This is a genomic window from Opitutaceae bacterium, assembly GCA_041395105.1.
GTDB lineage: Bacteria > Verrucomicrobiota > Verrucomicrobiia > Opitutales > Opitutaceae > B12-G4.
The window spans coordinates 449,469-463,039 of the sequence record JAWLBB010000003.1 but is presented as its reverse complement, the minus strand read 5'-3'; the positions used below and the strand labels follow the sequence as shown (position 1 = coordinate 463,039).

The following is a 13,571-nucleotide window of genomic DNA, read 5'->3' as shown; positions in this document are numbered from 1 at the left end:
GGCCGTCTTGACCTTTCGGCGAATGCGATTGAACCTCCGGGGGTTATCAGGGTCCAAGTTACGCGCGATGAAGAATTCGGGTCAGGTATCTCGGACAGGCTTTTGCGTCGGGGTGTTCATCCTGATCGGGTGCCTTCTGGCGGGGTGCTATACCGTCCCGACAACGGGTCGGCGGACGGTCAATTTCATCTCGGTGGGTCAGGAGACCGAGATGGGGGCGGCCTCCTTCCAGCAGATCAAGAAGGAGGAGAAGGTCTCAAATGACCCGATTCTGAACGAGCGAGTCACCAATGTCGGAAAGCGGATCGCCACGGCGGTGGGGGACGATCTTCCCAGTGCCCAGTGGGAGTTCGTTGTCTTTGACAGTCCGGATATCAATGCGTTCGCCCTGCCCGGAGGGAAAGTGGGGGTTTACACCGGACTCCTGGCCCTTGCGGAGTCCGACGCGGAACTGGCGACGGTGATGGGGCATGAGATCGCCCATGTCACGGCGCGCCACGGTTCCGAGCGGATGTCGCAGAATATCCTGGTGGCGGCGGGTGCCGTCGGGGTGGGGGTGGCCACAAAGGATCAGTCGAACAGTGAACGGGCGGCCGCCCTGGCCGCCTATGGGTTGGGCACGACGGTCGGCGTGCTCCTGCCCTATTCGCGAAAGCACGAAACCGAAGCGGACATCATCGGCCTGCAATACGCGGCCCGCGCCGGCTACGACCCCCGGGCGGCCATCACCTTTTGGGAAAAGATGGCGGCGGCGTCGAAAGGCAAGAACAAGCCACCCGAATTTCTTTCGACCCATCCGGCCGATGAGACGCGGATCAGGGAATTGAAGAAGATCATGCCCGAGGCATTGGCGGTTTATCATCCGGACGGCGGAGACGGAAATTGAGGCCAGGCTTGATCCAGTCGCGGGCTGCGTGCAGGTTGGCGCCATGTCCTTCGATCCGATTGAGAAACTGAAAGAGTACGTCCGTTGCCGGAGTGTCTCGACCGATTCCGCCTTCCGTGAGGGCATGGCCCAGTGCCGCGATTTCGTGGCCGGTCTGCTGGGTGGAATCGGGTTCGAGGTGGAGATCGTGAAGACGCCGCTCCACCCGGTCATCCTGGCCACCCGCGGCGGAGATCCCGCCTGGCCGCACGTCGTCATCTACGGGCATTACGATGTCCAGCCGCCGGACCCCCTCGACCTCTGGAAGACTCCCCCCTTTGAACCGACAGTCCGGGACGGCCGGATGTATGGCCGGGGCACAGCCGACAACAAGGGGCCCTTCATGGTTCATGTCGCGGCGGTCGCATCGCTTCTTGCGGATCATCCCGGACTGCCGCTTCGGATCACCTTTCTGGTCGAGGGCGAAGAGGAGATCGGCAGTCCCAGTTTTGGAGGATTCCTTGATGCCCACCGGGAACGGTTGAAAGGTGACTTTGTCCTGCTCTCCGATACGGGAAGCCCGAACGAGAACCAGATGGTGGTGACGTCGGGCTTGCGGGGCATCATCACCCTGGAGGTCTCGGTGACCGCGGCTTCCGGCGATTTTCATTCCGGAATGCACGGAGGCGCCTTCCTCAATCCGATCCAGGCTCTATCCGATCTGTGCGCCTCTCTTCATGACGCGGACGGACGGGTGGCGATCGACGGATTCTACGACGATGTGGTGGAGCCGGAGGAGTGGGAGCGGGAGGAATTGAAACGGCTCGGCATCAGTGAGCAGGAGTATCTCAAGTTCACCGGAGTCCGGCGATTCCGGACGCTGAATGGCGTGTCGCCGTTTGAGGGTATCCGCTTTTATCCGACACTGGAGTTCAATGGAATCGGCGGCGGTTACCAGGGTGAAGGAAGCAAGACGGTCATCCCGTCGACCGCGTTCGTGAAGATCAGTTGCCGGCTGGTGCCCAACCAGGATCCCGACCGGATCGAGGCGCTCGTCTTTGAGGCTCTGCGGGCCCGCTGCAGTCCAGACGTCAGACTCGAGATCAAACCGGGCCACAAGGGCAACCCCTACATGGTCATTCCGCCCGGGCGTGTGAATACGCCCGCAGACCAGTCACCGGTTCTGGCCCGGGCCTTTCAGGCGACGGGCAGGAGTATCGAACGGGTCTTCGGCCGGCCACCCCTTTACCTGCGCGAGGGCGGCAGCGTCCCCATCATCGCCGAAATCAAGCGGGTCCTCGGAATGGATTCCCTCATGCTGGGGCTTTTCCTGCCTGAAGACGCCCTTCACGCTCCCAACGAAAGCTTTCATCTCGGGGTTATGAAGAAGGGCATCGAAGTCTCGAGGGATATCCTCAAGTCTTTGGCGGGCAGGTCCGGCTGATGGTCCCCTGCAGCGGGGCGGATCGGACTTTCCCGGGCGTCCGACCGGAGGTCTCAGGTCTGCGCGGTCAGTTCCGCGAGGGCTTCTCCGGTCCGGTCGGCCAGAATATCGATGATTCCTGGATCGACTCCGATCGGTGGGGTCAACGTGATGTCGAGGCCGGGACGGGCCGCCCGCGCTTCCCTGCAGATCCGGGTGATGTCGCCATCGGGTCCGGCGTGGCGGCCGGGTGAGAGAAAGAGGAGGCTGACGATGACGGGGCGACCGTTCCGGCCTGTTTCCATCAGGGCGGTCTCGAGGAGGGGTTCATTGAAGGCGAACTCGGGGTCTTCGCGGCGTTCCATTGAGGCCGGATGGACGGAATGAACCGACCCGGCGAGGTGCCCGGCGACCTCGGTGGCGATTCGGTCCCGCAAAGCGGCCACCGCCCGGACCGGACTCCCATGGTCGACCACGATAACGTCTGGCGCAGTCGACGGCGAATGCCCGGTGATCACATCCCGGACCCGATGGCTAACGATCCGGGCGAGGCGGAGGTCCTCCCGCGGGCCGGTCCGGGCGAGGCTGTCTGCGACCACGACCCTGAGGCGGGGGTGGCGGGTTCGCCGTTCGTTCAGCTGCCCGGGGATGTAATCGGTCAGGGCGAGACTCGGGCCGATGAAGCAGGGCAGGATGATGAAATGCGTTTTGCCTGCCTCGAGGCGGCGACTGATTTCGTCAAAGAGGAGAACGGCGGGTTTGCCTTCCAGCCGGTCCGGATCGATCCGATCCGAATGAAGAAGCGAGGTCGCGGTCGCCGGGTAGGGGATGCGGGACGACAGCCTCCGGGCGATCCGGCGCAGGTGCAGTGTCGGCTGAGGGCGAAGTGAACCATTGTCGACGAGCAGGATTTCAGGGGTCTGTACGAGGTCCACCGGCATTGGGAATCAAGGAAATGGGGGTCGATAACCGGCGCAAGGCCTGGAGGCACCTTTCTTTCTTGTGCCCGGTTTGAAGGGTGATCATCCTGCTGCTTTCACGGAATATTCATTCCGACCTAAATTTCTTGCCCGACTCAGGCGATTAGACAATAAATCAGCTGAAATCCGGACAATTCTTTGTACATGATCTATCCGACCAGACTTCTCGCCCTCGCTTCACTTGGGCTCGCCGTTGCATTTGCTGGGTGTCAGAAAAAGCCCACCCGTCCCAATCCCAGCCAGACCATGGTGGGGCCGGGGGCAGGTTCCGGGCTGAATCCCCAGTCCGTCTCGACCAATGATCTCTTTGCCGGACAAAGCGGTCTGGAGTCCCGGGGTGCGGATGACATGGGTGGCCTTGGCCAGCAGCAGCGCGGCGTGCTTCCGTCCGTTTATTTTGACTTCGATTCATCGAGTATCCGGGTCTCCGAGAGGCAGAAACTTTCCCAGGCCGCCGAATACCTTTCGGGCAGCCCGACCGCGAGGATTCTCCTCGAAGGCCATTGTGACTGGCGGGGGACGACCGAATACAATATGGGCCTCGGAGACCGCCGGGCGTCGAGTGTGCGGTCCTTCCTCGAGGGCATTGGAGTTGAGTCATCTCGCGTGGAAACCCTTTCCAAGGGTGACCTTGATGCCGCCGAAGGCGGCAGCGAGGAGCAGATGCAGCAGGATCGGCGGGTCGAACTGGTGATCCTGCGCTGATTTTTTCGCTTTCCTCTCCGGTCCCGCATCTCCAGGTGCGGGGCCTTTTTTTTTGCTCGGGTGATTCGCCCCAGTGGACTGACGCTGATCAACTGATGGGTATCAGGTATCCACGAGAGTGTGTAGGAGAGGCTTTACGCCTCGATCCAGAGCCGGTCTGGACAAGAATCGAGGCGTAAGCCTCTCCTGCCCAACCCGTCAGATCATGCGTGTCTGACCACTAGGGGCGGGGGTCTTCTTCCACTCCCGGCAGTTGGGCCGCTTCGACCAGGCCGATCTGGATGGCAAAGCGGGTCAGGCCGGCGACATCGTGGAGATCGAGTTTGCGCATCAGGTTTGTCCGATGATTGTCGGCCGTTTTCACGCTGAGTCCAAGGCGGGCCGCGATCTGCTTGGTGCTGTGGCTTTCGGCGATCAATTTCAGAATCTCCCGCTCCCGGTCGGTCAGGAGGTCCCGACTTGTCGCTGAACCGGCGGTCCCGGTCATGAGATTGCGGATGGACACCGCGGCGGCCGGTCCGAAATAGGTGCCTCCATTGGCCACGGCCTCGATTCCCCGCCGCAATTCCTCGAGGTTGGCGGATTTCTCGACGAAACCGTGGGCGCCGTGATTGAGCAGGTCGCGGATGATGACCGGATTCTCGTAGCCGGAAAATACCAGCACGCGCAGTCTTGGCAGCAGATCCTGAACCGCCTGGAGGATTTCGTGACCGTTCATTCCCGGCAGGCGGGCATCGAGAATGAGAAGATCGGGTCTGACCTTGCGGATCAGAGCGGTCGCCTCATGCCCGTCTCCGGATTCTCCGACAATTTCGTAGTTGCCTTCCAGGCTGAGGACATGGGCCAGCATCTGCCGGACAGCCGTCTGGTCCTCCACGATTACGACGCGTTTCATACGAGTTTCCGGAGAAACTCAATCAGACCGGGACCAATTGATCAATCCGGCTTATCGAAACGGATTCATGCGGCGTAGCCCGAGGGAACGAGAAACCAGGACGGAATCGACCCTTTGCTCAGGGGAGCTGGGTCGAGCCCATCAGGTAGCGATCCGCCTCGCGGGCGGCGCCGCGACCTTCGTTGATCGCCCAGACCACGAGGCTTTGGCCACGACGGCAATCGCCGGCGGCAAAGATGCCCTCGACGTTGGTGGTGAATTTCCCGTGTTCGGCCTCGAGGTTTGAACGCGCGTCCGTCTTGAGTTCGAGTTGCTCGACCAGGGTCTGCTCAGGCCCGAGAAATCCCATCGCCAGGGTGACGAGTTGGGCGGGGATGATCCGTCGGGTGTCTTCCTTCTTCTTGGGGACAAAACGTCCCTGATCATCCTTGCCCCATTCGATATCGAAGATTTCAAGCCCGGCGAGATTCCCTTCGCCGTCGTCGAGAAAGCGCTCGGTCATCACGAGATACTGACGTGGATCCTCGCCCTGAAGGGCCTTGGCCTCTTCCTGTCCGTAATCGAGGCGGTAGATCTTCGGCCACTCCGGCCATGGATTATTCTTTTCCCGCTGATCGGGTGGTCGGGGCAGGATTTCAAGCTGCGTGACACTCCGGCAGCCGTGGCGGATGGAGGTGCCGACGCAATCGGTTCCGGTGTCGCCGCCGCCGATGACCACCACATCCTTGTCCCGCGCGTTGATCGGGGGGAGGGATCCGTCGAAGGAGGTGTCGAGAATGTGCCGGGTATTTCCGGTCAGGAAATCCATGGCGAAATGGACGCCGTTGAGTTCGCGACCCGGGATGGGCAGGTCGCGGGGTTTGGTCGCGCCTGTGCAGCAGACGATGGCATCGAAGTTCGTCCTGATCTGGGAAGCGGGGATGTCGCGGCCGATCTCGCATCCCGTCCGGAAGGTGACGCCTTCCTCTTCCATCAGCTTGATCCGGCGTTCGACCACCTTGCGCTTGTCGAGCTTCATGTTCGGAATCCCGTACATGAGGAGTCCGCCCGGGCGGTCGGCCCGCTCGAAGACAGTCACGGAATGCCCCGCCTGGTTGAGCTGATCGGCACAGGCCAGGCCCGAGGGACCGGATCCGATCACCGCCACCTTCTTGCCGGTGCGTTCCGCGGGCGTTTTCGGGGTGACCCACCCTTCGTCCCAGCCCCGATCGATAATGGCACTCTCGATATTTTTGATCGTGACCGGGGGCTCAATGATGCCAAGGACACAGGACCCTTCGCAAGGGGCGGGACAGACACGTCCGGTGAATTCCGGGAAATTATTGGTCTTGTGCAGTCGCTGCAGGGCTTCCTTCCAGCGACCCTGGAAGACCAGGTCATTCCACTCCGGAATCAGATTGTTGATCGGACAGCCGCTGGCCATGCCGGAAATCAGATGGCCGGTGTGGCAGAACGGGGTGCCGCAATCCATGCAGCGCGATCCCTGCTTGCGGAGATGCTCTTCAGGGGGGTGGTCCTTGAATTCCTCCCAGTTCTTGATCCGCTCAAGCGGAGCCTTTTCGGAGATGGTTTTTCTTTCGACCTCGAGAAATCCGGTTGGTTTGCCCATTTAGTGAATCAGCGAATTGGAATTGGCGTGAGTGAAGGAGACGAGGGGACTGATCAATTGCCGCCCACGCGGGCCGTATCGTTCATGTTGGCCTCGAAAGCCGCCATGGCGGCTTCGTCTCCGGAAAGGCCCTGTTCCTCGACTTTCCTGAAGGCGTCGAGCATCCGTTCGTAGTCGCGCGGCAGGACCTTGACGAACTTCGGCAGGATCTCCGTCCACTGATCGAGAACCCAATGCCCGCGCGGAGAACCGGTGTACTCGACATGTTTCTCGATCATCTCCCGCACCCGGGCGATTTCGTTGTTTTCGCACTCGATCAGCCCATAGGTGTTGACCATGTCCTGGTTGAGTTGCCGGCTGATGAAATCGCCCTTCAGGTCCAGGATGTAGGCAACCCCGCCCGACATGCCGGCGCCGAAGTTGCGGCCGGTGGCGCCGAGGACGATCACCTCACCGCCGGTCATGTATTCGCAACCGTGGTCACCGACGCCCTCAACTACCGCCCGCACGCCCGAATTGCGAACGCAGAAGCGCTCGCCGGCGATGCCGTTGATGAAGGCGGTCCCGAAGGTTGCTCCATAAAAGGCGACGTTTCCGATCAGGATATTCTCCTCGGGCTTGAACTTCGAACCCCTGGGAGGGTGAACAATGACTTTGGCTCCGGAGAGACCTTTGCCCACGTAGTCATTGGCATCACCTTCAAGTCGGAAGGTCATGCCGCGGGGCGTGAAAGCCGCGAAGGACTGACCGGCGCTTCCTTTGAAGGTCAACTGGATGGTGTCATCCGGCAGCCCGCTGGCTCCGTATCTGCGGGTCACCTCGCTTCCGGTAATGGTTCCGACCACACGGTTCACATTGACGATCGGCAGTTCGGCCACGACTTTTTCGCCGCGCTCGAGAGCCGGTTCGCAGATTTTGAGAATATGGGTGTTGTCGAGAGCCTTGGCCAGGCCGTGATCCTGCGGTTTCTGGCAGTAGCGTCCGACTTCCGGCCCGACATCGGGTTTGTGGAAGATGGTCGTCAGGTCGACGCCTTTCGCCTTCCAGTGATTGACTGCCTCAACGGTCTCCAGCTGGTCAACCCGGCCGATCATCTCATTGATCGTCCGGAAACCAAGCGACGCCATGATGGAGCGCAGGTCGGTGGCAATGAACTTCATGAAGTTGACCACGTGCTCCGGCTCTCCGGTGAAATTCTTGCGCAGGCGGGGATCCTGGGTGGCCACGCCGACAGGACAGGTGTTTTTCTGGCAGACCCTCATCATGATGCATCCGAGCGAGACGAGTGGAGCGGTTGCGAAACCATACTCCTCGGCTCCGAGGAGCGCGGCGATGGCCACGTCGCGGCCGGTCTTGAGCTGGCCGTCGGTCTCGAGAACAACCCGGCTGCGCAGATTGTTGAGGAGGAGGATCTGGTTGGTTTCAGCCAGGCCCAGTTCCCACGGTGCACCCGCATTGTAGATCGACGAAGTGGGCGAGGCGCCGGTCCCGCCGTCGTGGCCCGAGATGAGGATGACGTCGGCATGGCCCTTGGTCACGCCGGCGGCAATGGTGCCGACTCCGACTTCAGCCACCAGTTTGACGTTCACCCGTGCGTGGACATTTGTTCTTCAGATCGTGGACCAGTTCGGCCAGATCCTCGATCGAATAGATGTCGTGGTGAGGGGGAGGGAGACCAGTCCGACTCCCGGAGTGAGTGACGGACCTTGGCCACCCATGGGTAGACCTTGGAACCGGGCAATTCGCCGCCTTCGCCCGGCTTGGCCCCCTGGGATATCTTGATCTGCAGCTCGTCGGCGTTGACCAGGTAATGACTGGTCACACCGAAGCGTCCGGAGGCAACCTGTTTGATGGCCGAGCGTTTGCTGTCGCCGTTGGGCATCGGATTGAAGCGCTCCGGGATCCTCGCCGCCTTCGCCGGTATTCGATTTGCCGCCGATGCGGTTCATCGCGATGGCAAGGGTCTCGTGGGCCTCCTTGGAAATGGAGCCGTAGGACATCGCCCCGGTCTTAAACCTCCGGGTGATCGACTCGACCGATTCCACCTCCTCGAGAGGAACCGGCTTGCGATTCATCTTGAAACTCATCAGTCCCCGCAGGGTGTAGATCTTCCGGGTCTGGTCATTGACCTGTTTCGCATACTGCTTGTAGGCTTCGTAGTCGTGCGCTGCGAACCGCTTCCTGCAGGAGATGGATGGTCTGGGGGTTGAAAAGGTGTCCTCCCCGTCCTTGCGCCACTGATACATGCCGCCGGGGTCCAAAGCCGCTTCGTCGTCCTCGATATGCCGGGGCGGATAGGCCTTTGCGGTGACGCCGGAGGGATTCTTCGGCGACTTCATTGATTCCGGCCCCTTCGACCCGGCCGGCCGTTCCGCAGAAGTAGGTGTTGACCAGGTCGGTGTTGAGGCCGATCGCCTCGAAGATCTGGGCACCGCGGTAGGACGCCACCGTGGAGATACCCATCTTGGCCATCGTCTGACCATGACTCCTTGACCGAAGCCTTGAGGTAGTTGTAAACCGCCTTCTCGTAGTCGAGATCAAGCATCTTGTCCTCGATCATCTGGTGAAGTGATTCGAAGGCCATGTAGGGATTGATCGCGTCCGCCGTAGCCCAGCAGGACGGCAAAGTGATGGATCGCGGGCCTCTCCGGTCTGAGGATGATGGACACCCGGGTCCGGGTGCCTTCTTGACCAGGTACGGAGCCCGGCCATGACGAGAAGGGTGGGCATGGCCGCGTTGGCCCGGTCGAGGTTCCGGTCGGTCAGGATGACGATGTTGACTCCTTCCCTTGGCCAGTCGATGACGCCGGAAGAGGTTCGTCAGAGCCTTCTCGAGACCCTTTCCGTCCTGATCCGCCGGGAAAAGGGCATCGACCGTCGCGGATTTGAAACCGTCCCGTTTCACCTCGCGCAGCTTGGCCAGGGTCCGGTTGTCGATGATCGGCGTATCCATGCGGATCATACGGCAGCTCTTCGGCCCCGGGTTGAGCAGGTTGCCCTCCGAGCCGATGAAGGTTTCGGTCGCCGTCACCAGTTCCTCCCGGATGCAGTCGAGGGCGGGATTGGTCACCTGGGCGAAGATCTGCTTGAAGTATTGGTAGAGGTGCTTCGGCCGGTCAGAGAGAATGGCCAGAGGCGTGTCGTTGCCCATCGAACCGATCGGCTGGACTCCGCTCTGGGCGCTCGGGCCGAGGAGGAACCGGAGGTCCTCGTAGGTATAGCCGAAGGCGAGTTGCCGGGTGCGGATGGTGTCCGGGGTGACGCCCGGGACATTCTCCGGTTCCGGGAGGTCGTCTACCTTGATCCGATTCGCATCGAGCCACTTCTGGTAGGGATGGGCCGAGTAGACGCGTTCCTTCAGTTCCTGGTCGGGAATGATCCGCCCTTCATTCATGTCGACGAGGAACATCCGGCCGGGTTGGAGGCGCCCTTTCTCGACCACGCTGAGGGGGTCCAGGTTGGGCAGGACACCGACTTCGGAGGCCATGATGACAAGATCGTCATCGGTCACGTAATAGCGGCTGGGACGCAGGCCGTTGCGGTCGAGGACAGCGCCGATCTGGTAGCCGTCGGAGAAGGTGATCGAGGCCGGACCGTCCCAGGGCTCCATCATGCAGGCATGGAATTCGTAGAAAGCCCGCTTGGCCGGGTCCATGTTCTCGTGACGTTCCCACGGTTCGGGGATCATCATCATCATGGCGTGGGTCAGGTCGTAGCCGCCCATGTGCAGAAACTCGAGAACGTTGTCAAAGCGGGCCGAATCGGATCCGTCCTCGTTGATGACGGGAAAGATCTTCCTGATGTTGTCCCCGAACCTGGCCGACCGGCAGAGGGCCTGGCGGGACTTCATGAAATTCACATTGCCCATCACCGTATTGATTTCGCCGTTGTGGGCGATCATCCGGTTGGGGTGGGCGCGCGGCCAACTCGGGAAGGTGTTGGTCGAGAACCGGGTGTGCATGAGGGCGAGGGCCGACTCGAAATCCGGATCGTGAAGATCGGGGAAATACTCCTCCAGTTGGCAGGGCGTGAGCATGCCCTTGTAGATCATGGTCCGGGCGGAGAGCCCGTTGATGTAGAAGTATTCGCTTCCCGGGAAGGAGTTCCGCTCATTGCGGTGCACGTCGTAGAACTGCACCGGAACCTCATTGGTGCGGACGGCGTTGACCATGCGTTTGCGGATGATGTAAAGCACGCGCTCGAAATCGAGGATATGGGTCAGCTCGGGATTGCGACCGATGAAGATCTGCTTCATCAGGGGTTCGTAACGCCCGGAGGTCTTGCCGAGAATCGAGCTCTTGACCGGGACATTGCGCCAGCCGAGAAAGCGCTGACCCTCCTCCTTGATGATATGCTCGAAGAGCTGCATGGCGGCCTCTCTCTCGCCGGAATGTGGGGAGAGGAAGACGATCCCGGCTCCATATTGGCCTTCCGGAGGGAGATCGACCTCGTGCTCCACCATGACCCGGCGGAGGAACTTGTCCGGCATCTGCACGAAAATACCCGCGCCGTCGCCGGTCTCGGGCTCTGCTCCGCTTGCGCCCCGATGATCCATATTGGTGTTCATCGTCAGCGTCTTTTCGATGATGTCGTGCGATCGCTTCCCTTTGAGATGGGCGATGAATCCGACACCACAGGAGTCCTTCTCGTGGGAGGGATGCCAGAGGCCTTGGGGTTGGGGCCATCCTAAGGGAGATTTCTGCGAATCGGACATAAGCGGTGGATCTGTGGATTTCCTGGGAAAAGGCTGTTTTGCCCGGAGAGTGCCGAGCCGGTGGACTCAAGAGTCCGGGTCGAGCGTCAGGTGTGGTAGGCTGCCGTTCGGCCTGTCAGACTGGGTGCTTCCCGGGTGACGGGAAGGGGAAAGATGAGGATCACTTTGGAAAATACAAGGGAACAAATCGTTCGCGGGTCGTTCGCGGCGCGCAAGCAGATTTGCATGGATGAAGCTTTAAGAATGCCATTCGACAAACGATTTGCACCTGCTCGAGGAGGCGCCGGGTGGTGGCGGGGTGGCCGCCCGGGATCCAGGGGCGCAAGCAGATCCAGCTTGTCATCCGCGGGATTCTACCGTGCACTGGCGGCATGTACAAACGCGTCTGCATTCCGATGGTTTTGGCCTTGCTGGCTTTCGGATGGTCCGGCTGTCCGAAAAAGGTGCCCGCCGCGATAGTGATCGATTTCGGCTCGGTTCAGGGAGAGGAGAAGGACCCCGATCTGGTCAAGGCGGCATTCGAGGACTTCATGAAAGCGGATGCGGTCCAGCCCTTCCTGGCCAGCAATTACGGATTCGCGATTTTCCCGACCATCGGAAAGGCGGGTATCGGTGTGGGGGGGGCTCACGGCAAAGGTTGGGTTTTCAAGGGACGCAAGTCGACGGGAGTGACCTCCATGACCCAGGTCACCATCGGTTTCCAGCTCGGTGGTCAGGCCTACAGCCAATTGATTTTCTTCGAGGACCAGCGAGCCTACGATTCGTTCACCAGCGGCAATTTCGAATTCGGTGCACAGGCCTCGGCGGTGGCCATCACGGCCGGCGCGAATGCTTCTGCCAGCACGGCCGGGGGAACCTCGGCGGCGGCGGGGAATTCCCAGACGAAGGCCGATTATTCAATGGGCATGGCCGTGTTCACCCGGGCCAAGGGTGGTCTCATGTATGAAGCGACCCTCGGTGGCCAGAAGTTCAGCTTCAAGGCCTACGAATAGCAGCGGCGGGTGAAACCGAAGGTTTTCCGGGTAGGAAAACCGCCAAGCTTGTCCGCTCGGCCCTTTGGCCGACCGTGTCATCTCCGGGCTTCGGGCGAAAGGGGCGACGCATGGAGCCGTCCGGTTGTTCATCCGGACAGGGACGGATCACGCTTCTGCCGCACTTGACGCGAGTCGACCTGGCCGAGGCTGTTCCTGTTCTGGACCTCCCGGCGGTTTCCCCCGGCCGGTCCGAACGTTCCCGTTCGACACCCTTCCACCCGGCTGGAAACATCCAGTCTACGGGTACATCTGGTAGGTGCTGTAGTCGGTGTCGGGTTTGAGCTGGTAACGGGAATGGAGGAAGGCCACCAGGTCAATCAATTGGGCGACGGTCATCCGCTGGTTGTAATCCGGCATGGACAGACCGGACCCGGCGTTGTTTTCGGCATCGATCAGCCGGGTGTATTTCGGGGAGATGATGTGCTCCGGGTTGATGATCGAGGTGACGAGTTCACCGTAGGTCTTGACCGAAAATACCACCCCTCCCAGTTCCATCATGATCGCGGATGGCTTTTCGGGCCCGGGCAGGGCGACGTCCTTAACAGTGTGGCATTCCGTGCATTTCAGGTTGATAAAGGCGGCCTTGCCGCGATCGATATCCCCTTCAGGCAGCGAGAGACCGTAGCCCGAATTGGGCGAGGGCCGACACGAGGCGAGGGCCAGAGCGACTGCCGCCAAGGTGATCAGAACCGTGCGGGTTCCAGGTTTCATGGCGAGTTTATGGTTGAGGTTGCTGTCCGACGGGCCGCAGCGAACCGGCCCGAGAGCAAGGTATTGCCGATTGTGGCGGGCGGCAAATCGCGCAGGGCGATTTTCGCACCGAAAAGACACCTTTCGCTGCGATTGTTCCCGGCAGGCCGGCCGCGGTTATCGGGGGACGGTTCGGAAGGTTCCCCGGGTCAGCACGGCGGCCCGCCCCTCACAGACGTCCTCGGTGGCCCGGAACGCGACGGAGAACCCCTGGATGTCCACCCGGTAAGTCGCCTTTTCGGCGTCATCCCAGGAGCAGACCAGGGGGCCCGTCATCCGGGTGAGGGTCAACAGATCATCCTTAAGGGTCCAGTAGCCATCCACCATGATCTCTCCGTCCTTGAGGAGGACGAAGGCGTTGCCGGGGAGGAACTGGAGGAGCCAGATTCCGGCCATCTCCTTGGGCTCGATGTCCTCAACCCCCTTGAATTCCCGCTCCACCACGGTTGCCGTGTAGGTGGGCGAAAGCTCCTGCCGGGCGTTGGCCGGCGAGATCCACAGAACCGCGATCCAGGCGATCGGCAGGAGGCGTGGGATTATTCCGCAGCATTTCACCGGATAAATGTGGGCAGAAATCCTGCGGATTGGCAACCGGT

Annotated in this window: 12 protein-coding genes and 2 pseudogenes; 4 read left to right on the top strand and 10 right to left on the bottom strand. The window is 61.0% G+C overall.

Annotated elements, in window-relative coordinates; translation table 11 throughout:
• The first annotated feature begins 67 nt into the window (after positions 1-67).
• Together R3F07_13545 and R3F07_13540 are read left to right on the top strand one after the other, a co-directional pair.
• Positions 68-886 (top strand): M48 family metallopeptidase, encoded by an 819-nt coding sequence (locus R3F07_13545; protein MEZ5277398.1) that lies wholly within the window; start codon positions 68-70, stop codon positions 884-886.
• Between the two features lie 43 nt (positions 887-929).
• Entirely contained in the window at positions 930-2,309 is a 1,380-nt protein-coding gene (locus tag R3F07_13540; GenBank protein ID MEZ5277397.1) for a M20/M25/M40 family metallo-hydrolase, read from the top strand.
• Between the two features lie 53 nt (positions 2,310-2,362).
• Here the strand turns inward: R3F07_13540 and R3F07_13535 are convergent, their stop codons facing one another.
• Positions 2,363-3,229 carry a CbiX/SirB N-terminal domain-containing protein gene (locus tag R3F07_13535; protein ID MEZ5277396.1) on the bottom strand — a complete coding sequence of 289 codons (867 nt, stop codon included), beginning with the start codon at positions 3,227-3,229 and terminating at the stop codon, positions 2,363-2,365.
• Between the two features lie 183 nt (positions 3,230-3,412).
• On the opposite strand from R3F07_13535, the gene R3F07_13530 reads away from it, so the two are divergent.
• Positions 3,413-3,973, top strand: coding sequence for an OmpA family protein (locus R3F07_13530; protein MEZ5277395.1), 561 nt, complete (start codon positions 3,413-3,415; stop codon positions 3,971-3,973).
• 220 nt (positions 3,974-4,193) lie between these two features.
• Here R3F07_13530 and R3F07_13525 read toward each other — a convergent pair whose 3' ends face one another.
• The 7 genes and pseudogenes from R3F07_13525 to R3F07_13495 all read right to left on the bottom strand — a co-directional run bounded on the left by R3F07_13525 (position 4,194) and on the right by R3F07_13495 (position 11,191).
• A complete protein-coding gene (locus tag R3F07_13525; GenBank protein MEZ5277394.1) occupies positions 4,194-4,868 on the bottom strand; it encodes a response regulator transcription factor in 675 nt (224 codons plus the stop codon).
• A gap of 118 nt (positions 4,869-4,986) precedes the next feature.
• Entirely contained in the window at positions 4,987-6,477 is a 1,491-nt protein-coding gene (locus tag R3F07_13520) for a glutamate synthase subunit beta (protein ID MEZ5277393.1), read from the bottom strand.
• A 53-nt stretch (positions 6,478-6,530) separates the two neighbouring features.
• Positions 6,531-7,571 (bottom strand): hypothetical protein, encoded by a 1,041-nt coding sequence (locus tag R3F07_13515; GenBank protein MEZ5277392.1) that lies wholly within the window; start codon positions 7,569-7,571, stop codon positions 6,531-6,533.
• Positions 7,572-7,643: 72 nt separating this feature from the next.
• A pseudogene (locus R3F07_13510) lies at positions 7,644-8,359 on the bottom strand (FMN-binding glutamate synthase family protein).
• 58 nt (positions 8,360-8,417) lie between these two features.
• Positions 8,418-8,669: pseudogene (locus R3F07_13505) on the bottom strand (glutamate synthase-related protein).
• A complete protein-coding gene (locus R3F07_13500; protein ID MEZ5277391.1) occupies positions 8,599-8,925 on the bottom strand; it encodes a hypothetical protein in 327 nt (108 codons plus the stop codon). Before R3F07_13500 ends, R3F07_13505 begins: the two are co-directional and overlap by 71 nt.
• Entirely contained in the window at positions 8,813-11,191 is a 2,379-nt protein-coding gene (locus R3F07_13495; GenBank protein MEZ5277390.1) for a glutamate synthase central domain-containing protein, read from the bottom strand. The genes R3F07_13500 and R3F07_13495 overlap by 113 nt, the downstream gene beginning before the upstream one ends.
• Before the next feature lie 443 nt (positions 11,192-11,634).
• Here R3F07_13495 and R3F07_13490 point away from each other — a divergent pair, with 443 nt between their 5' ends.
• A complete protein-coding gene (locus R3F07_13490) occupies positions 11,635-12,183 on the top strand; it encodes a lipid-binding SYLF domain-containing protein (protein ID MEZ5277389.1) in 549 nt (182 codons plus the stop codon).
• A gap of 279 nt (positions 12,184-12,462) precedes the next feature.
• Here R3F07_13490 and R3F07_13485 read toward each other — a convergent pair whose 3' ends face one another.
• Together R3F07_13485 and R3F07_13480 are read right to left on the bottom strand one after the other, a co-directional pair.
• On the bottom strand, positions 12,463-12,936 hold the full coding sequence (locus R3F07_13485; GenBank protein ID MEZ5277388.1) for a c-type cytochrome: 474 nt from the start codon (positions 12,934-12,936) through the stop codon (positions 12,463-12,465).
• Positions 12,937-13,092: 156 nt separating this feature from the next.
• Positions 13,093-13,530, bottom strand: a complete 438-nt coding sequence (locus tag R3F07_13480) for a hypothetical protein (GenBank protein MEZ5277387.1) — start codon at positions 13,528-13,530, stop codon at positions 13,093-13,095.
• Positions 13,531-13,571 lie beyond the last annotated feature (41 nt).

What these genes read in the sequence shown, in the direction of transcription:
- R3F07_13540 (MEZ5277397.1), top strand. Translation starts at nt 930, where the DNA reads ATGTCCTTCGATCCGATTGAGAAACTGAAAGAGTACGTCCGTTGCCGG.
- R3F07_13525 (MEZ5277394.1), bottom strand. Translation starts at nt 4,868, where the DNA reads ATGAAACGCGTCGTAATCGTGGAGGACCAGACGGCTGTCCGGCAGATG.
- R3F07_13545 (MEZ5277398.1), top strand. Translation starts at nt 68, where the DNA reads ATGAAGAATTCGGGTCAGGTATCTCGGACAGGCTTTTGCGTCGGGGTG.
- R3F07_13485 (MEZ5277388.1), bottom strand. Translation starts at nt 12,936, where the DNA reads ATGAAACCTGGAACCCGCACGGTTCTGATCACCTTGGCGGCAGTCGCT.
- R3F07_13535 (MEZ5277396.1), bottom strand. Translation starts at nt 3,229, where the DNA reads ATGCCGGTGGACCTCGTACAGACCCCTGAAATCCTGCTCGTCGACAAT.
- R3F07_13530 (MEZ5277395.1), top strand. Translation starts at nt 3,413, where the DNA reads ATGATCTATCCGACCAGACTTCTCGCCCTCGCTTCACTTGGGCTCGCC.
- R3F07_13495 (MEZ5277390.1), bottom strand. Translation starts at nt 11,191, where the DNA reads ATGTCCGATTCGCAGAAATCTCCCTTAGGATGGCCCCAACCCCAAGGC.
- R3F07_13515 (MEZ5277392.1), bottom strand. Translation starts at nt 7,571, where the DNA reads ATGATCGGCCGGGTTGACCAGCTGGAGACCGTTGAGGCAGTCAATCAC.
- R3F07_13520 (MEZ5277393.1), bottom strand. Translation starts at nt 6,477, where the DNA reads ATGGGCAAACCAACCGGATTTCTCGAGGTCGAAAGAAAAACCATCTCC.